13 protein-coding genes are annotated in these 18,389 nt (G+C 57.9%); 8 read left to right on the top strand and 5 right to left on the bottom strand.

Annotation, left to right across the window (positions count from 1 at the left end; all coding sequences use genetic code 11):
• Positions 1-214 precede the first annotated feature (214 nt).
• Positions 215-1,393 (bottom strand): polysaccharide biosynthesis/export family protein, encoded by a 1,179-nt coding sequence (locus tag GGD46_RS03265; RefSeq protein WP_184701772.1) that lies wholly within the window; start codon positions 1,391-1,393, stop codon positions 215-217.
• 716 nt (positions 1,394-2,109) lie between these two features.
• On the opposite strand from GGD46_RS03265, the gene GGD46_RS03260 reads away from it, so the two are divergent.
• The 7 genes from GGD46_RS03260 to GGD46_RS03230 all read left to right on the top strand — a co-directional run bounded on the left by GGD46_RS03260 (position 2,110) and on the right by GGD46_RS03230 (position 10,745).
• A complete protein-coding gene (locus GGD46_RS03260; protein ID WP_184701770.1) occupies positions 2,110-2,955 on the top strand; it encodes a class I SAM-dependent methyltransferase in 846 nt (281 codons plus the stop codon).
• 109 nt (positions 2,956-3,064) lie between these two features.
• Positions 3,065-4,129, top strand: a complete 1,065-nt coding sequence (locus GGD46_RS03255; protein WP_184701768.1) for a hypothetical protein — start codon at positions 3,065-3,067, stop codon at positions 4,127-4,129.
• A gap of 1 nt (position 4,130) precedes the next feature.
• Positions 4,131-5,423, top strand: coding sequence for a capsule biosynthesis protein (locus GGD46_RS03250; protein ID WP_184701766.1), 1,293 nt, complete (start codon positions 4,131-4,133; stop codon positions 5,421-5,423).
• A 13-nt stretch (positions 5,424-5,436) separates the two neighbouring features.
• Complete coding sequence (locus GGD46_RS03245) at positions 5,437-6,090, top strand: ABC transporter ATP-binding protein (protein WP_184701764.1); 654 nt, start codon at positions 5,437-5,439, stop codon at positions 6,088-6,090.
• A gap of 158 nt (positions 6,091-6,248) precedes the next feature.
• A complete protein-coding gene (locus GGD46_RS03240; protein WP_246806187.1) occupies positions 6,249-7,385 on the top strand; it encodes a capsule biosynthesis protein in 1,137 nt (378 codons plus the stop codon).
• Between the two features lie 18 nt (positions 7,386-7,403).
• Positions 7,404-8,522 carry a hypothetical protein gene (locus GGD46_RS03235; RefSeq protein WP_184701761.1) on the top strand — a complete coding sequence of 373 codons (1,119 nt, stop codon included), beginning with the start codon at positions 7,404-7,406 and terminating at the stop codon, positions 8,520-8,522.
• Between the two features lie 36 nt (positions 8,523-8,558).
• A complete protein-coding gene (locus tag GGD46_RS03230) occupies positions 8,559-10,745 on the top strand; it encodes a glycosyltransferase family 2 protein (protein WP_184701759.1) in 2,187 nt (728 codons plus the stop codon).
• Positions 10,746-10,770: 25 nt separating this feature from the next.
• On the opposite strand, the gene GGD46_RS03225 is transcribed toward GGD46_RS03230, so the two are convergent.
• Positions 10,771-14,229 (bottom strand): YhaN family protein, encoded by a 3,459-nt coding sequence (locus GGD46_RS03225; RefSeq protein WP_184701756.1) that lies wholly within the window; start codon positions 14,227-14,229, stop codon positions 10,771-10,773.
• 1 nt (position 14,230) lies between these two features.
• Positions 14,231-15,466: a DNA repair exonuclease gene (locus GGD46_RS03220; RefSeq protein WP_184701754.1), complete on the bottom strand. Its 1,236-nt coding sequence runs from the start codon at positions 15,464-15,466 to the stop codon at positions 14,231-14,233.
• Between the two features lie 223 nt (positions 15,467-15,689).
• Here GGD46_RS03220 and GGD46_RS03215 point away from each other — a divergent pair, with 223 nt between their 5' ends.
• Complete coding sequence (locus GGD46_RS03215; protein ID WP_184701752.1) at positions 15,690-16,676, top strand: aldo/keto reductase; 987 nt, start codon at positions 15,690-15,692, stop codon at positions 16,674-16,676.
• 175 nt (positions 16,677-16,851) lie between these two features.
• Here GGD46_RS03215 and GGD46_RS03210 read toward each other — a convergent pair whose 3' ends face one another.
• Positions 16,852-17,763 carry an agmatinase gene (locus tag GGD46_RS03210; RefSeq protein ID WP_184701750.1) on the bottom strand — a complete coding sequence of 304 codons (912 nt, stop codon included), beginning with the start codon at positions 17,761-17,763 and terminating at the stop codon, positions 16,852-16,854.
• Positions 17,764-18,005: 242 nt separating this feature from the next.
• Positions 18,006-18,281, bottom strand: coding sequence for a DNA-binding protein HupB (gene hupB / locus GGD46_RS03205; protein WP_037153530.1), 276 nt, complete (start codon positions 18,279-18,281; stop codon positions 18,006-18,008).
• Positions 18,282-18,389 lie beyond the last annotated feature (108 nt).

Genomic DNA, 18,389 nt, shown 5'->3' with positions numbered 1-18,389 from the left:
CAGTGCAACACATGATTTCCGCCGCCCGAACAAGTCGCAGCAAACACCATGCTGCAGGTTCCTAGTAAAATTGGCCGCTATGCGCAACAATTGATGGCGATTTCCATACCATCAGCAAGGCTCGATCCGCTCCGGTCGGACAAATACCGACGGCCAAAACCACTACCCAGGATAGCAACAACCTCGGCAGGCGCCGTGATTTCGGCATCCCGAACTACTGGTTCAGAACCGCAGCCGTCGCGGCTCCCTGCGCAGCGATCCCTAAAGGCGTACCAACGATCGTCAGGAACTTGCGAAGATCGACCGAGGGATGACGGGATACATAGATGACGTCGCGGCTCTTGATCGGGAACGTCTGTCCGACGATCAAGCTGTCCGGATGGGACATGTCGAAGCGGTAGACGATCGGATAACGCCCCTTCGCATCCGGAGCCATTCCCTTGCGCAGCAATCCCTGGAACCGGGCAGGACCAAGCAGGCTCTTCACGATATCGGGCTCTTCATATCGAAACAGGAAGAAGCCCTTGGCATTGCTGGAGTCGTCGATAGCACCGTGTCCGAGAGCAACCGCCTCAAGAAGATTGAGATCGTTGGCCCCGAATTCAATACGACCGTCGCCACGAACGGAGCCGAGCAAGGTGAAGGTTCTCGGATCACGCACGAGGAAAATCTGATCGCCCGGCTGAACATAAATGTCCTCGGAGGGATGTTCGATGATCGACTTGAGCAGAACGGTTCCGGTTCTGCTGCCGCGAACCAGCGTGACATAGGTTTCGTAGGGCTGTGTCGAAGGCCCGCCTGCCTTGGCGATGACTTCCGTGATCTTTTCCTTGGTCAGATCCAACGAAACCATGGACGGCTTGCCGACTGCGCCGGAAACCGTGACGGTTCGCGACGGCGTCCCCATGCTGGTTACGATGACGTCAGGCTCGACGGCCTTGCTGGCCAGAGCAGCAAGAATACCCTTGCGAGCTTCATCAAGCGTTTTGCCGGCAAAGCGGACAGAACCGGCATAGGGAATGGCGGCCTTTCCATCCGGTTGCACGACAATATCCAGCGATACTTGTTTCGATTGCGACGTCGAAAACAAGCCGTCAGAGCCAGCCTCGAAAATCGTCACCTTCAATGCATCGCCAACGCCGATTACGACCGGCCCGACACCACCACCGATGCCAAACCGGCGACTAAGCGTTGAAGAAACATAATCCGAAACCAAACGCGCGCTGCGGCTGTCGATGTCGATGATATCGAAGACTGCCGCATTCTGGCGGCCGAGTTCGGCACCGGATTGCCCCGCATCGCTATTGATTGCGCCAGCGAGTGGTCCTTCGCTCGAAACAGCATTGCATCCAGCCAAAGCCACACAGCAAAGTACAGCGCCAATACGAATCAACTGAACAACCTCAAATCTATTAGCTGCCGCCATTACCGTATGGCTCGGGCTGACATCGTATGCCTTTAAATTCAACGACGCTTTGAAAAGCATAACGGGCGCCCGCCAACAAGCCCATAGCACTGGGAATACAATCAAAAATACCAGGTGCGGTCATCCGAACACACTTTGTGCTCGAAAAAAACGCGCGATCATACCGGTGTATAGGGGCCAACTGCGCGCAAGGCAATTTGCATAGCTACCTTTTGATCAACTTAGATTAAGATTCTTGGAAACATGGTAAAGCCTCGTTAATCAATAGCATAGACAACGACCCTACCAGAGCAATGATATTGAATTTCATGAATTCGCTTTCGCCCCGCTTTTCATTCCCTTACCAATGCCTGTAGAAGGCTAAAATTCTCAACCGCTGTTCACATCGAAGCGTAACGTCATAAAAACTGGAATTGCCTGATCTAAGCCATCACCATGACAATTATCCGATGGCGACGAGAAAATCGGAACGGTGCCCTTTTCCGGTGGACTGAGATCACCTCGGTGCGAAGGCAACACCTAGAAACGGGAGTTTGATGGCGAAGGTTCATAAAATTCGCCATTTTGCTACGAAGTATATTTTGGAAGCTTGTTTCGGATGGATACGGTCGCACTTTCATCCGAGGTCAGTTTCGCAACTCCTCCGACTCGGTTCGATACTGATGGAAATGAAGGTCATTTGAATGCTCGGCTTTTCAAAACGCTCGCAAAAGAAATCGTCGAAAAATCCCTTAGAAATATTCGATCAGTACGAGCAGAGTACACCAAGCCACCAGAATGCCATCAACGCCCTTCCGGGATGGAACTGCGCCTTTCCGCCGGAACTCAATCTTGCGGCCGGATCGCTACCTCTTTACGCTGACGACCGAATAGATTGGGCGCTGCAGACCTTTGGCTCAATCGACGGCAAAACGGTCTTGGAAGTCGGGCCGCTCGAGGGGATGCACACCTACATGCTGCACCATCGGGGCGCCGCAGAAATCGACGCGATCGAGGCTAACCGGCTCTGTTTCCTGAGATGCCTAGTCACAAAGCAGATTTTGAGGATCGACAATGCCTCCTTCATGCTTGGCGACATTCAGTCATGGCTGACAGAACGAGAGAAAGTCTACGACTTAACCATCGCATCCGGCGTTCTCTATCATATGGCTGATCCAGGGGAATTCTTGCGACTTTTGGCAAAGCGATCTGACGCGGTTTTCATCTGGACGCATTTCGTCCTTGAGGAGGCGATGCCAAAAGAAGACCTGCGATGGCTGCCGTTCAGTGGTAAAATCGAAACAAAGATGATCGACGACGTTCCCGTGCGCTATTACGAGCGCAGCTATCATCACGCCAATACCAACGCGTCCTTTTGCGGCGGTATGAAGGATCGTCATTTTTGGATGCATAGGGACGACATATTGCTACTTTTGCGCACATTTGGTTTCAATCACATTGACATTCGCGATCAAGACTTGAACCACCCCGGCGGCCCGAGCTTTTCACTTCTCGCGCGCAAGGCCCCGGTGAATCCTGACGAAAAGTGAGCGCTGGCTTTCGATATCGAGACTTTGAGCTATGTGGCGGACAATTTGATGCGCTTCGATACCCAAACCGGATACGGCTCATACCAGACGGAGGCAGCGGAGATCATCCGTGCTTTTTAACCTCGAACACGACCATGGCGACCTGATTGAGGGCTACCTCATTCCCGATGGCTTTTCAGACAAACCACAAGTCAAGGTGTCTGACGCCAACGGAGAGTTGATGATACTGCCATGCGACCAAATCAAACAGGCTGTCATCGATTCGGGGCGGCACGAAGATGGTCGCGTCGGCTTCAGGCTCGACCCGACGATCATTCCTGACTTGGCGGAACGTACCTCGCTTAGGATTCATGACGCCAAGTCGGGATTGCTGATCTATCGGCGACCTCAGGTATTGCAGCCAATTCCCCTGAAAGTCGTTCGGCTGGAAACGCAGCTGCTGCCGATGGTCAAATTCGACCATCATTGCGGCCGGCATTTTCAATATGAGATTTCATCCGTCGAGCGTTTCGGCCATGAGACGACACTTCAGGCGTTTCATCTCAACGCCATACAGTCGATCTACATTAGCGGCCGCCTGCTGATGCGCAATTACGAGGAATTTCTGGACAAGGGGTTCAAGGCCATAGTCCTGCTCACCGACCCATATTATGAGCTGGCTCTCAGAATTTTTCTTCTGAAGCGCATGGCAAAAACCCAGATTTCCTTCTTCGGTGATCGTGACAAGATCATCCTGGCTCCCGCAGCCGAACATTTCGCGGAGGTCAGTCTTGACGACGAGACCTCTCTGAAGATGGCGCTGAAGAAGGCGCCACAGAATGTCCGCACGGTGCTGGTTTCGCCCGTGACCCGCCAATTGGCGACCACCGTACCGGAACAGACCGTTACGCGTAGCGATGTGGCGACGGCGATCGATCTTCTCTCGCGCTTTGCCATCGTTGGACGTGATACCGATAGCCTTCATTTCCAGCGGGCCGTCAGCGAGATGCTCGGCATTTCAGTTGACGACTTCCCGTTGCCCCCAAGGCACAGCACCCTTGAAGACGTTGCGACACGGCTTCGTTCATTGCATATTGCCGAACTCATGCTCGAAGAAGATCTGATTTTCGATCACTACGTGCGCGAAGCGATGAAACCAAGCGCATCTGCACTGCCGGAAACGATTGCAAGCTGACATGCCCAAACCAGTCATCGAAGACGCAATAGTCCAGGAAAAACTGCGGGTAAGACCCGGCCGGCATATTCTGCCGTCATTGTTCCGACGCAAGATGCCGAGCCAACGCAATCGCAACGATCTGGAAGAGATCGAATATGTGCCGATGCATGATGGCCAGGAGCCGGAAGCCCGAGCTGGCGGCAAGCCGCCGCTGAGGCTGATTGGCTTTCTTCTGCTCGTTATCCTCCCTTTCGCGGCAAGCTCGATTTATTATGCCTTCATCGCCTCGGATCAGTATGTGGCGGAAGCTCGTTTTGCCGTTCGAGCCGTATCGGGGGCAACGGACAGTAGCGAAAACAGCGATGCCGCTGGCAGCGGCGGGGGAGCCGCAAGCGCTCTTAACATGCGTTCAGCTTCGCAGGATGCCTATGTCGTTACGAGCTTCATCCATTCGACGGAAATCCTGAGGCGGATCGGCGCGAAACTCGACTATCGCGCGATGTTTACGAAGCAGGACGCGGATTTTCTGACGCGTTTCAACGCCTCCCAATCCGACGAAGAATTCCTGAAATACTGGAATGACCATGTCACTGCATACATAGACGTCACCTCCGGCATCATAACCCTGAAAGTCAGGGCCTTTGCCCCGGGTGATTCCGTAAAGCTGGCAGACGCGATCATCGAGGAAAGCGAAAAGCTGATCAACGAGCTTTCCGAGCGGGCACGTAACGATATCGTCCGGAGCATGAAGGCGGATGTCGAGAAGAGCGGCAAGGCCTATGGCGACACGTTGGTCGCGCTCAATCAATTTCAAAATGCATCGGGGCTGCTCAGCCCGCAGACGCAAGCCAAGAGCAGTGGAACGCTTCTGACCGGCCTGCTCGCGAAGAAGATGGAATTCGAAACCCGCCTATTCGTCATGCGGCAATCCAAAGCGGAGAGCTCTCCAACCTATCAGCAGCTGAACCTTGCCAAGGATAGCCTGGACGCGCAGATCGAGAAGATGAAATCCGAGCTGACAGGCCCGGAGAATGCGAGCCTTGCGAAAGCCTTGCTGGAATATTCCAGGCTCGACACAGATCGTCTGATCGCTCAGAAGCTCTATGAAAGCTCGCAAAAGAACTATGACGCCGTACTGGCCGAAGCGCTGCGCAAGACGCTTTATCTCGCTGTCTTCGTCAAGCCTGCGCTGCCGGAGGAGTCGATTTTTCCTCGTCGCGTCAGCACACCCTTGATCATATTGCTTGCGCTCATCGTGACATGGGCGACGCTTTCCCTCATCTGGGCATCCGTCGAGGACCATCGCATATGAGTGGATACGCACCATGATCCGCTTCAACAACGTCTCGAAATTCTTCAAGACGCAAGCTGGCAAGAAGGTCATTCTGGATCGCGTCAGCTGCGAATTCCAGTCGGGCTATTCCTATGGATTGCTGGGGGTGAACGGCGCGGGAAAATCGACGACCATACGCATGATCGCCGGAACCATGCTGCCCAATTCGGGCAGGATCGCCAAGGATGTGCGCGTATCCTGGCCGCTAGGCCTGAGCAGCGGCTTCAATCCTCTGATGACGGGACGAGCCAACGTTCATTTCGTCGCGCGCGCCTATGGCGAGGATGTCAGGCGCGTTTCACGTTTCGTCGAAGAATTTGCCGAACTGGGCGATTACCTTGATGCTCCTGTCCGTACCTACTCTTCGGGGATGGGTGCCCGCCTGGCTTTCGGGCTTTCGATGGCCATAGAATTCGAATGTTATCTGGTGGATGAGGTGCTTGCCGTCGGCGATGCCCGTTTCCAGGAACGCTGCCGCATCGCATTCGAAAATAGACGCAAGACTTCCGACATCATCATGGTCTCTCATAGCATGAGCATGATCAGTACCCATTGCGACAAGGGGATGTTGCTCGTCGACGGCAGGCTTATAGTTTTCAATGAGGTAGAACAGGCAATCGAAGCCTACTATAGACTGAACCGATAGGACACGAGGGATTGCCGGCAAGGCCCGATATGGCTCACGATACCGAAAACGCGCCCAAAACGATTGAACTCAGCGCAACAGAGCACAGCCGCAGCGTCGCTGCGAACCTGTCCGTGACTGCGCGGAAATTGCGCTTTTCGACGTCGAGGCGGAGCCAATTGTTCAAGGCGGTCGGCCTGCGCCCGCGTCCAATGCAACAGATCATCGGCCGCGCCATCCTCGCCTCGATCATTTTGCTGCTCGTCATCCCCAATGTCGCTTCGGTTTGCTACTTTACCTTCATGGCGTCCGATCAATACCAATCGGAAACGCGCTTTACGGTGCGGTCTTCGACGCCGGCGCTTGGTGGCGGCCAATTGGCCAAGGTCACAGGCCTGCCGGCGGCACAGATCGTTCAAGACACGCTGATCGTCACCAACTTCATCAAAAGCAAGGACATGGTGGCGACCCTTCAAGGCAAAGTCGACTTCCAGAAACTATACGGAAATTCATCCATCGATCCGGTCGCAAGGCTCAAGCAAGACGCCAGTTCGGAGAAGCTGCTGAAATACTGGGAGGACATGGTCGCAGTCAAAGTCGACCCGAACAGCGGTATTGTCACGGTGAAAGTTCGCGCGTTTTCGGCCGTCGATGCGCAGAAGGTCTTGCAGGAAGTCGTCAAGGCCTCCGAAGGTGTGGTCAACGATGTCAACAATCGCATCTGGCACGATGTCATAGCGACGGCTCAGACGAATCTGGACAACGCCAAAGACCAGTTGCAGAAGGCTCGAGATCGTCTTCTGGCGGCTCGCAATCAAACGGGTGTTCTCAGTGTCGAGGGATCGTCCACCGTTCTGACCAACCTGATTTCATCCGTGCGGAAGGAGCAAATCGATCTTCAGCAGAGATATGATGCACAGCTTGGAACCGTCTCGGCCAACGCCCCGCAGATGCGCGTTCTGAAACGCGAGATCGACAGCAGGCAGGCGCAGCTGGATCAGCTGAACAGCCAGATTGCCGGTCAAAGTAAATCAGCGCAAAACCTTGCCGACGTCTCCGTCGACATGTCTCAGCGTGAACTTGAACAGACCCTTGCAGAACAGCAGTTCGCCATAAGCATGAAGACGCTGGAACAGGTTCGATTCGTCAGCAAGCAGCAACTACTCTATCTCGATACGTTCCTCGCTCCTGATCTGCCGGATGAAGCGGAATATCCGCAACGGCTACTCTGGATGTCGGGCATATTCGGCGCGACGCTGGTGATTTGGGGAGCGGCCCTCGGCGTTCTGACCAATCTTCGAAATCGTTTCGCATAGAGTGGCGCGGTGAGAGCCATGCAAGCTGTGCGCGATCTTCTCTATCGATTGCTTCCCAGGCCGCAGCCTTCGGGAGCACTGGGAGGAGACCATCGAAGCGCGGCAAAGCGGCTGCTCATCCTCTCGCGATATCCGAATCCGACGGTCAGCTACTATCTCGACGAGCGGGTGAAGCTCGCCGAAATACCTGTCATCATGAAGAGCCTCGACGACTCTCTTGATACAATCGAAAGCGAGGGCCTTTTCGTCGTCATCTGTCGCTACATAAAGCCGTCGCAACTGCGCTGGCTCGAGAAAAGGCGTACAAACCTTGCCGGTGTGGCCTATTTCGTCGATGACGACATCAGGGCGGTCGTCACAGGCAGGGAAGCAAGCTGGCTCTACAAGTTCAGGCTGACGACGCTGGCCATTCGTCCCTTGCCACGGCTCAACCGCTTGTTGACCCATATATGGGTCTCTACCGAAGCGCTGTCTCGCACGCTTGCCACAGCCGGCCAGCAGATCGACATCCTGAACCCTTTGCCGGCTCATCCCGCCAATGCGCCGGGCAACGCCGTGAGCGAAGACGTGACGCCGCTGAAGATGGTGTATCATGCGACCGGCGTTCATCGTCACGAACATGAATTTCTCATGCCGATCGTCAAGATCGCGATGGAGCGGCATCCCAACGTGCATTTCGAAGTCTTCGCCAGCGGCGCCCTGGCACGTCGCTGGGGCCGTCAAGGCATCGATCCCGCGAGAATGACGATCGTCGCCCCGCTCTCGTGGCCGGCCTATCTCACCAGGACGACGCATCAAAATGCCGACATAGCTCTCGTTCCCCTGCTCCCCGGGATGACCAATGCGAGCCGTGCCGATACCAAGCGTGTCGATATCACCCGACTGCAAGCCGCGGCCATCTTCTCGCAATGCCCGACATTCGCGCGCTGCGCGGTCGCAGGAGAATTCCATATCAGCAATACTGTCGAAGATTGGTCAGCTGCTATCGATCAACTGGTGAATGATCGTCAGCGCCGTCTTGCCGCCCGCGACGCCACGCGATACTCGATTGAAAAGATGCGAGAGCAAGCAACGCCGACATTTCCCGGCGTCCGATTGAATCCGGCGGTGACTCGGCATGACGTCGCTATTCTTTAAACAACGCGCTACAAGCGTGTGAATAGAAACAAATTGATGACATTGAAGATCTTACCGAATGCCGATCTTGAGCCTGAAAACGCGACCGGCGCAGATCCCGAACTATGGAAGTCGCAGGGCGATGATCCGGCTTTCGAAATCAGGTTCTCGCCTGTCAGGAAGAAGCTGCTCGTCCTACACATGGCCGCGACCGATGAGCCGATAGATCCCAAATTCTATATCAATCGTGGCCGCGGCTTTCATGAAAGAGACGCCATCTCTCTGCCGGAAGCACACCGGTTCATCGTCACCGCGGATGTCGGCGCGGTAGGTACCATCTGTGCCCTGCGGGCCGATCCGGCCAGCTTCCCGACGACATTCAGATTCGGCATCAAGGCATTTTCCTCTGCCAAATCGGCCGAAGAATATGTAACCCAGCTCCTCAATACTGGTGAGAAAACAGAGCGCGTCGATCTCGGCAAGCTGCCACGACACTGGACCAAAGTACCGAAGCTTAGATTCGGAAAGCGGGCGGCCAACCTGACGATCCGGTATGCGGATGCTAATTATCGACTTGCGGCCGATCTTGCCCCCTTGCCCGTATCGGCAACGGCTGGAACCTGGCTCAGCGTCGTCGTTCCCGTCTACAATGCGCCGGTGCGGTATCTGGACGACCTCATCAGATCCTTCAACATGCAGGCGGAACAGGGCACAGAGCTCATTTTGAGCGATGACGGCTCGACATCGACGGAAACGCGCCAATGGTATAAGTCGCAACCCGCGGCCGACAATATTCGCTTGGTACTGAACGAACGCAATGGCGGCATCGCAGCAGCCACAAATTCCGGGCTATCCCAGGCCAGTGGCCGATGGATTGCCTTTCTCGATCATGACGATGTCGTTGCCCCGCATGCCTTCAAGCTCATCCGGCACACGCTGGAGCAGAACCCGGACGCCAATTTCCTCTACACCGACGAGCTCGTTGTCGACGATACATTGAAGCCGACCGGGGTCATGCTCAAGCCAGCCTATGATTCAGTCCTGCTGAGCGGCGTCAACTACATCAATCATTTCTCCATCTATCGCCACGACCGGCTTCGGGAGATCGGCTACCTTCGGACTGGCTATGATGGATCGCAGGATTACGATCTGCTGTTGCGTTATCTGGAAGGACTTCCGGAACAAAGCATCCTGCATCTACCCTATCCGGCCTACTGGTGGCGGCGAAATGGCAAGACCTACTCACGCAAGTTCATGGACGCCGCGACCACGAATGCGAGAAAGGCGCTGACCGAAAGATTCGAACGGCAACAGCAGCCAGTTCAAGTCGAAGGGGCGCTGACCAAGACGCTACATCGCGTCGTCTTCGAGCCGCCTCGCGAGTGGCCCAAAATCTCGATCGTCATTCCCAGCAAGGACAATTTCGATCTGATCTCGCGCATCCTCCACGATCTCTTTGAAAAGACGGATTATCCGAATTTCGAAGTTCTGGTGGTGGACAATGGTTCGACCGATCCTGCGGTGCTCAATCTCTATGAACGGTATCGCCGATCACACCAGAATTTTTCGGCCGCGGTAGTCCCCGAAGCCTTCAACTTCTCGCGCTCCGTCAATCGCGGCCTGAGCGCGGCGACGGGTGAGCACTCCCTCATCCTCAACAATGACGTCGAGGTGATCGATGCTGGCTGGCTGAAGGAGATGGTTTCCTGTCTTGCCTATGACAGGACGGGCATAGTCGGCGCCAAGCTGCTCTTTCCGAACGACAAGATGCAGCACGCCGGCGTGGTTATCGGCTTTGGCGGCTTGGCTGGCCACTGGTATCTGAACAAGCCAAAGGAGTTTGGCGGCCCGATGAACCGGCTGCATCTTCGCAATACGATGACATGCGTAACCGGTGCCGTCATGCTGATCTCCGGCGACTGCCTGCGAAAGATTGGCCTGTTCGATGAGGAAAATTTCGCGGTCGCCTATAATGATGTCGACTATTGTCTGCGCGCGCACAAGGCCGGATATCGCATCATCTGGACCCCCTTCGCCTGCCTTTATCACCATGAATCGCTGTCGCGAGGATCGGACAAGTCTGGCGAGCGGAAAAAGCGCTTCGATCAGGAAAAGCAGAACCTGCGTCGGCTGCACGCGACGCAGAATTTCGCCGATAAAGCACTCAATCCCGCCTATAGCCGGGACAAATCAGATCCGAGAATCGTCGTCCCGACGCGGTTGTTCATTCCGTCGATGTCATAGCGGGCCGGGAAACCGGATTCTCGGTTCACAGTCTGATCAGGTCCAGATCATCACCGATTTCGCGCTGAGCGATCTCCACGACGCTCATCTCGTGCGTGAAAAGGATCGTCTGGAAGCGTTCGGCCGTGGTTGCCAGCACCTTCAGGCCGGCGCTTGCCCGCTCGTCGTCAAATGTCTGGAAGATATCGTCGACGATTAGCGGAGCCGGCTCGTTGCGGGCGGAGTAATCTTCCAGGAAAGCCAGTCGCAGGGCCAGATAGAGCTGATCGCCTGTGCCTTCGCTCAAGCCGTGGAGCGGCACGCGCTCTCCACCCACGCGCTCCGCCAGCAGCTGCAACGTGTCGCTTTCGTCATGCGCCTCAACAAGACGCAGGAAGCGGTTTCCGGTGAGTTGCGAAAACAATTCGCCAGCGCGTTTGATGACCGGGTCTGCCTGCTTTTCCCGATAGAACTCCATCGAGCCTGCCAGCATTCGCGCTGCAAGCTTCAGGACCACCCATTGCCGCGCGAGGTCCTTGGCTTCCTGCTCAGCCGAGAGCTTTTCGAAAACCGCATATTCAGCACCGGCACCGGTTTCGAGCGCCTGTTGCTGCCGCCGATTTTCCGCCAATCGAGCCGAAAGCTCGCCATGCCGTGTGAATTGCCGCTGATCTTCTTCGGTCAATCGCTCGATTTCGAGATCGGCCGCAATGCGCTCGAAATCATGAAGCTGACGCCGAAGCTCATCCTCCGCCCGCCCCTCGGCCTGCTGACGAAAGCGGTCGCGGCTTTCCAGCAGACGTGCGTTCAGGCGGGTACGCTCCCGCAGACGTGACAGCAGCGCCGATAGATCCGTGGCGCCCGGCAAGCCGGCGGTTAGCTCATCGAGGTCGCTCGATATTGCTGTAAGCGCCTCCTCATGGCGGGCGACTAACCCCTCTGCCCGCTGCCGATCCTCCTCAAGGCCCTCGCGTTTCTTCAACTCGCCGCGCATGGCATTGGCGCGGCTGTGCAGCGCTTCGGCTGCGGCATCCGGCGGCAGGTGTTCCAGTTCGTAGCCGGAGCTGGCCACAAGCGTCGCGAGCCGCCGCTCGAAATCCGCCATATCACGTCGCATGCCGCTGACGCGACGCAACCTGTTGTCACGCTCCGCCAGAGCATCGGGCAGCTCTTCCCATGCCTTTAGGGCGACGGCCGCCATTTCCAGCGTCGCATCCCCATGCAGATCGAGAGGAACCAGAGCCTTGCCAAACAGCTCTCGCCAATCGGCGTGCTGCCGTTCCAGGATCTGATGCTGCTCTTCAAATCGTGCCAAACGGTCGCGCGCCGAACTGATTTCCCCTTCTCGCGTCCGGCTTTCGCTCCAGCGCTCCGCAGCAAGACGCAGATGCTTGCGCAAACCCTCGGCCATCGCAACGGGTGGAAGACGCCCGCTTCTGTAGCCGGTGGCTTCGACGATATCCTGCAGGGCGGGCAATACACGCTCTTCCGCCAGAGCATTCTCGTCGCGCTCGTCCAGCAGATCACGCAGAGCCTTGCGCTGGCGCAACAGTCCTTCGACACCGCGACGCCATTCAAGCATGGTCGATGGATCCAGCGCGGCAACGCCGCAAGGCTCGAACAGCGCCGCAAAAGATGCCTCGGCCTCCGCCAAGAGCCTCTCATGCTGTTGCAGTCGGCCGGATAGATCCTCACGCTCCCGCCGCAGTCGCGCTTCGCGCAGACGATAGTCTGCGTGGCGGGCAACGCGATCGGCATCGCTCAGAACGGTGTCGGCCAGCCGATCCGCGTCGCCGATGTCAACCGTTAGTGCGGCGATGACCTTGGCGTTGGGAGACCGGCCATCCGTCAGCATGTCCTGGATAGATGACCACCTGTTGTCGCGCTCTTCACGCGCTGTCGCGACTTGCTCGCGCGTGACGACCGGGCCTGTGCGTTCCGCATCCGCCAAAGCCTGCCCGATCTCCGTCAGCTGATCATCATAGGCGCGCAGCTTTTCAGCCGTCTCGCGCACCCTGGTTCGAGCAGCATCGATCGTCTCGCGGTGGGTGCCGATCTCCGATGGCTCCGGCAAGGGTGCTGTGAAGAGCGCAGAGATGTCACCGACCGGTGGCCGCAATCGCGAGGCCGCTTCCTCAAGGTCTGACTCGACGCGGCGTATCTGCGTCTGCAGAGCGTCGAGACGGGCTAGGCTCGCAAGATCTGCAGCCAATGAATCCAGCTGATCGCTATAGGGCCTCGGATCGAACGGACGTCCGGCAAAGCTGTCTCTTTCCAATTTGGCCAGCTGGGAGCGTTCGTTCTCCGACTGCTCGGCAAGCCCTTGCAGCTGGCGCGAAAGCTGCTTGCCCTGCTCCACCAGCTCGGACAGCCGGGCCAAATCGATATCGCTTGGCTGATACGCTTCGAGTTTTGCGACATCGGAGACACCCAGCCGACGGGCCAGTTGCGTAAGGGCAGCATCGTAGCCCGCCAGTTCCTGATCGACACGCGGCAGATCACGGCGCTGGCTGCGATAATTGCCGGTATCGGCAAAGAGCTGGGTAATATCGCCCGATATCTGCAGCAAGGCATCATCGACCTGGATGCGGGTCAAGTCCTCCTCGGTGCGAGCGACCGTCTGGCGCGCACGGCGCATGTCTTCCTCGGCCACCTGCTTGTCACGGAGCCTCTGTTCGAGCCTGTCGGCAAGACTTTCAGGAATGGTGGAAAGATCGGCCAGTTGGTCGAGCGCCATCCCCTCGGCATCAATTTCGGCAAGCAAGGGCTGCAAGGTCTTCAGCTTGTTGAGCTGGTCGAGGGCCTGGCGTGTCTCGTGACGCTCCGCCTGCAATCCCGTTAGCTCGGCCTCGATTTCGGCTGCTTCCGCCAGCAGCTTCTTCCAATCACCCGATTTGAGCTCGTGATCGCGTTCGGCCTTGCGGGCGTCTTCATAGCGATCCAGCGCCTGATAGAAAGCACGATCCTTCGAGCGGCGGGCGGCGTAGATGCCATCGGCCTCCGCTTCCAGCGACTGACGCAGCCGCGAAAGGCCGGTCAGGCCGGAGGCTGCGGAAAACAACAGGCTGCCGATCTCGCCACCGCTGCGCAGCATGGCCGTTGCGCCTTGCCGAAGCCTCTGTGAATCGAGGCCGAAGGCGCGCTCGAAGACATCGCGGCTCAAATTGCCGATGAATGGTGCAAGCGCATCCTCGGCAAGCGGCGTCTCCTTATCGTCAGGCGCAAGAAGCGTGCTCTTGCGGCCGCGACGGCGGCGAAAAGCCAGCTTGCTGCCGTCACGCGACCTGACATCCGCACCGATGCGCAAGGCGCCCGGTTCATGCAGAAAGCTTTGCTCGGCCGCCGTCGGAAATCCGAAGAGCAGATCGGAAATGGCGCTGAGGGCAGACGATTTGCCCGCCTCGTTCGGGCCGAAGATGACATGCAGTTTAGCGCCGGCCCGAAAATCGAGCGCGCGGTCGGTCAGCGCACCGTAGCGAAGAATGTCGAGACGATTAAAACGCATGTCAGGCTGCCCCCTGCCCGCGCGACAGCAGCAACTGCCGCGCCTCCCCGATCAGGGCCTCCACGCTGTCATCCAGCGGCATCGCCGTCGCACCCAATCCGCCCGGAAGGCGTACCGCGATCTCGTCGACCAAACGGTTTGCCTCCGCCGCGATATCGGCATCTCCAGCATTCTCGGCCAGCAATTGTTGGAGATCGAGCGCACCCTCGGCCACCACTTGGGAGGTCGGCGGCGGCTCCAGCCGCAGCTCCAGCTTTTCGAGCCAGATATCCTCGTGCACGCGATGACATGCGGCTTCGACCTCGTCGCGCCACTGCTGGCGGTTGGCGGCTATGGCGCCTTGCAGCGGCGTGATGCCGGAGAGCCGCACGCGTAGCGCCGTCATGCGTCCTTCCATGTCATCGGCTATCAGTTGCACCGCCTGCTCGACATGGCGCAGGATCGCCGCCTGATCGTCGTCGGGACCAACGTCGACATCGACCTGCGCAAAGCGCGCCTCATCGACGATCAGCCGCTCATGCTCGATGCTGCCGTCTTCGACCGTCACTAGCACTGCGCCCTTGGCGCCTCGCTCGCGGATGTTGCGGCCCTGCAGATTGCCGGGAAAGACCACCAGCGGATCTTTGGCCACGACTTCATAGTCATGCACATGGCCGAGCGCCCAATAGTCGTAGCCGCGCGAGCGCAGGTCATCGATAGAGCACGGGGCATAGGGCGCGTGCGGCTCGCGGCCGGTGAGCGAGGTGTGGAGAATGCCGATATTGAACCAGCCCGCAACAGGCGGCGGATAGGAGATCGCCAGATTGTCATTGGCCGAGCGCTCTGCGAAGCCCTGGCCATGCAGCGCCACCTGCAACGCATCCAGCTTGACGCTGCCGGGCTTGCCGGTCGGAAACTCGTGCACATTGGCCGGCAAGGTGATCGTCTTCGTGATCACGCTTGCCGCGTCATGATTGCCGCGCAGCAGATAGACCGGGATGCCGGCCCGCTCCAGCCGCGCCATTTCACGATTGAAGAACAGGCCGATCTTGTTGTCCTTCCAATCGCCGTCATAGACATCGCCGGCGATAACGAAGAAATCGACGTGCTTTTCGATGGCCAGCCCCACCAGTGTCGAGAATGCCTTGCGGCTGGCCTCGACAAAGACTGCAGCGACGGCGGCGTCCTTCAACGCCAGCCCCTGAAAGGGACTGCCAAGATGCAGATCGGCGGCATGGATGAAGCTGAAAGAGGACATGGGCTCCGATAGCAGTCAGAAATCCGATCTCCTCTTTTAAGGAAGCGGAGGCGCAAAGAACACTGCGCCACTTGCTTCATCCAACGGTTTCGTAAGCGGGAGGAAGCTGCCATATTCCAAAGTCACGCGATTGCGATGCGATATCGCCTTTCATCGGCTTGTCGCCGATCCGGGGGGCTGGTACTGCGCTGGCATTTCATCACCTATGACGAGGAGATTTCTCATGAGACATCATGCTTTCGGGCGGACACCCTTTACCGTGACGGATGTCGGCTTCGGCGCCTGGCAGATCGGCGGCGCATGGGGCGATGTCAGCGAGGCCGATGGCCGCGCGGCGCTGAACGCCGCCCTCGATGCCGGCATGACCTTCATCGATACCGCCGATGTCTATGGCGACGGCCGCTCTGAAAGGATCATCGCCGATGTGCTGAAGGCGCGCGGCGGCGAGCGCCCGATGGTGGCGACCAAAGCCGGTCGCCGGCTCAACCCGCATGTGGCGGACGGCTACACCAAGGCCAATCTCGAAGGCTTCATCGACCGCAGCCTGAAGAACCTCGGCGTCGAGAGCCTCGACCTGGTGCAGCTTCACTGCCCGCCCACCGAAGTTCTCTACCGACCAGACGTCTTCGCCGGGCTCGACGAGCTGCAGAAGGCCGGCAAGATCAAGGGATATGGCGTCAGCGTCGAGAAGGTCGAGGAAGCGCTGAAGGCGATCGAATATCCGGGCGTGCTCAGCATCCAGATCATCTACAACATCTTCCGCCAGCGTCCCGATCATCTCTTCTTCAAGGAAGCCAAGCGCAAGAACGTGGCTGTCATCGCCCGCGTGCCGCTGGCCTCTGGCCTGCTCTCCGGCAAGATCACCCGCGACACCCAATTTGCCAGCGACGATCATCGCAACTTCAACCGCCACGGCGAGGCCTTTGATGTTGGCGAAACCTTTGCCGGCGTTCCGTTCGAAGTCGGTCTGCAGGCGGTCGAGGAAGTGCGCAAGCTTGTTCCGGCCGGTGCCGGCATGGCAGCCTTTGCGCTGCGCTGGATCCTGATGAACGAAGCCGTCACGGTCGTCATTCCCGGCGCCCGCAATGCCGAGCAGGCCAAGGCCAATGCGGCGGCAGCCGATCTTGCGCCGCTTTCCGCCGACGTCATGGCGGCAACGCGCGAGATCTATGAGCGGCTGATCGCGCCGCATGTTCACCATCGCTGGTAAGCGGCGGCCTAAAGCATGTCGCGCCAAAGTGTGCAGCGGTTTTGCGGTTACGACATGCGTAAAATCAAAGAGCCAAAGCGCGTGAAGCAAATCTTAGAGATCGCGACGCGCTTTGGCGAACGAGAAAGGCCGAGGGCAAGCCCGGTCCCTACTCTCTCCAGAAGAGAATTTCCGGTCAAACCTGCCGGACGATAGTTCCGATCACGTTGGTAAGAATGCGCGCCGCAGTATTGGCCGACAACCCGTCAATGTCGGTCGGCGGATAGAATTCGACCAGATCGAAGCCCGCGATCTTCGCCCGCCTGCCGAGGCCTGCAATCAAGTCGATGATCTCGGTATAGGTCAGGCCGCCTGGCGTGCGCGCCGCGACCCCCGGCATGATCGATGGATCGATGCTGTCGCAATCAAGAGTAACGACGACCTGCGCGCCCTCAGGAATATGTTGCAGAGCCGCTCCAACACCCTGAGCATGTATTTCTCGCGCCGTCACGAAGCGGCTGCCATAGCGCCGCGCGTCTTCGATTTCGGTCACACGGGCGCTGCCGACGCTGCGAAGGCCGACCTGGACCATGCCGGCGACATGCGGCATCTCGCTCGCGCGGCGCATCGGGCTCGAATAGCCGTAGCGCTCGCCCTGCACCTCGTCGCGCCAATCGATATGCGCATCGATCTGCATGACCCAGATCGGTCCGTGATCGGCAAAGCCGGTCAGGAAGGGAATGGTTACGGAGCAATCGCCCCCGAACAGGATCGGCACGGCCTGCAGCGCAAGGACGTCACGCGTCTTGGCCTCGATCCGCTCCCGATTGCCGGCATTGTCGCGCATCATGGTGGAGACATCACCGGCATCGACACAGGAGATGGGCTTTCCATCAAACAGCGGTCCGCCAAGATCGAAATCCCAGTGTTCGACCAATGATGCTTCACTTTGGCTTGCCGCGCGTATGGCGCCGGTCGCTAGGGCATAGCCACTGCTATCCTTGTTCGGATAGGTGCTGCCGTGGCCGGCTCCGTAGAGGACTGCACGGGGCGTGCTGCCATCTACGAGGCGATCGGGAAAGCCGAGAAAGGAAGGCGATGCGGTCATGTCTTGCTGGTCCTGATAATCATCTGGCTGAAACGACTTCAGCCTCGATCCGAACATAGCCAAGGAAGCAGTCTCCGCAAGGGAAGGCGCGCGATGCAACCTCACATATGCAAGCCACCTTGCCGGTTAAGATCCATGAACAAGCAGGCCTGTTGTCCCGGAACGAAAAAAAGGGCCCGCAAAGCGGGCCCTCAATGTTCTCCAACCGCATGGCTAACACCTCGCGGCGGGTGAAAACGAAATCAGCTGTTGACCGCGTCCTTCAGGCCCTTGCCGGGCGTGAACTTCGGTACATTGCGAGCAGCGATGTCGACCTCAGCACCCGTGGACGGGTTGCGGCCCTTCGTGGCTGCGCGGTGAGAAACAGTGAAGCTGCCGAAACCAGCGAGGCGAATGTCGCCGCCCTTCTTCAGTTCAGCCTGGACGGTCTCGAAAACAGCGTCAACAGCGGAAGCAGCGTCAGCCTTCGTGATACCGGCCTTCTCGGCCACTGCGGACACGAGCTCATTCTTGTTCATGTTTCCACCCCTTTCTCTGGTATGAAACGACTTATCAGTAAGCGGGGTGCAAATAGGAATGCTCTTACCCGCCGCAACCCCAAAAACCCTGCGAACCAAGGAAAAGCA

This window comes from Martinezella lusitana, assembly GCF_014207095.1.
Classification (GTDB): Bacteria; Pseudomonadota; Alphaproteobacteria; order Rhizobiales; family Rhizobiaceae; genus Rhizobium; species Rhizobium lusitanum_B.
The sequence above is the reverse complement of the archived record's forward strand: the minus strand, read 5'-3'. Positions and strand labels throughout refer to the sequence as shown.

Coding starts and splice junctions, on each gene's coding strand:
- GGD46_RS03260 (WP_184701770.1), top strand. CDS start 2,110: ATGCTCGGCTTTTCAAAACGCTCGCAAAAGAAATCGTCGAAAAATCCC.
- GGD46_RS03250 (WP_184701766.1), top strand. CDS start 4,131: ATGCCCAAACCAGTCATCGAAGACGCAATAGTCCAGGAAAAACTGCGG.
- GGD46_RS03245 (WP_184701764.1), top strand. CDS start 5,437: ATGATCCGCTTCAACAACGTCTCGAAATTCTTCAAGACGCAAGCTGGC.
- GGD46_RS03235 (WP_184701761.1), top strand. CDS start 7,404: ATGCAAGCTGTGCGCGATCTTCTCTATCGATTGCTTCCCAGGCCGCAG.
- GGD46_RS03230 (WP_184701759.1), top strand. CDS start 8,559: ATGACATTGAAGATCTTACCGAATGCCGATCTTGAGCCTGAAAACGCG.
- GGD46_RS03225 (WP_184701756.1), bottom strand. CDS start 14,229: ATGCGTTTTAATCGTCTCGACATTCTTCGCTACGGTGCGCTGACCGAC.
- GGD46_RS03220 (WP_184701754.1), bottom strand. CDS start 15,466: ATGTCCTCTTTCAGCTTCATCCATGCCGCCGATCTGCATCTTGGCAGT.
- GGD46_RS03215 (WP_184701752.1), top strand. CDS start 15,690: ATGAGACATCATGCTTTCGGGCGGACACCCTTTACCGTGACGGATGTC.
- GGD46_RS03210 (WP_184701750.1), bottom strand. CDS start 17,763: ATGACCGCATCGCCTTCCTTTCTCGGCTTTCCCGATCGCCTCGTAGAT.
- hupB (WP_037153530.1), bottom strand. CDS start 18,281: ATGAACAAGAATGAGCTCGTGTCCGCAGTGGCCGAGAAGGCCGGTATC.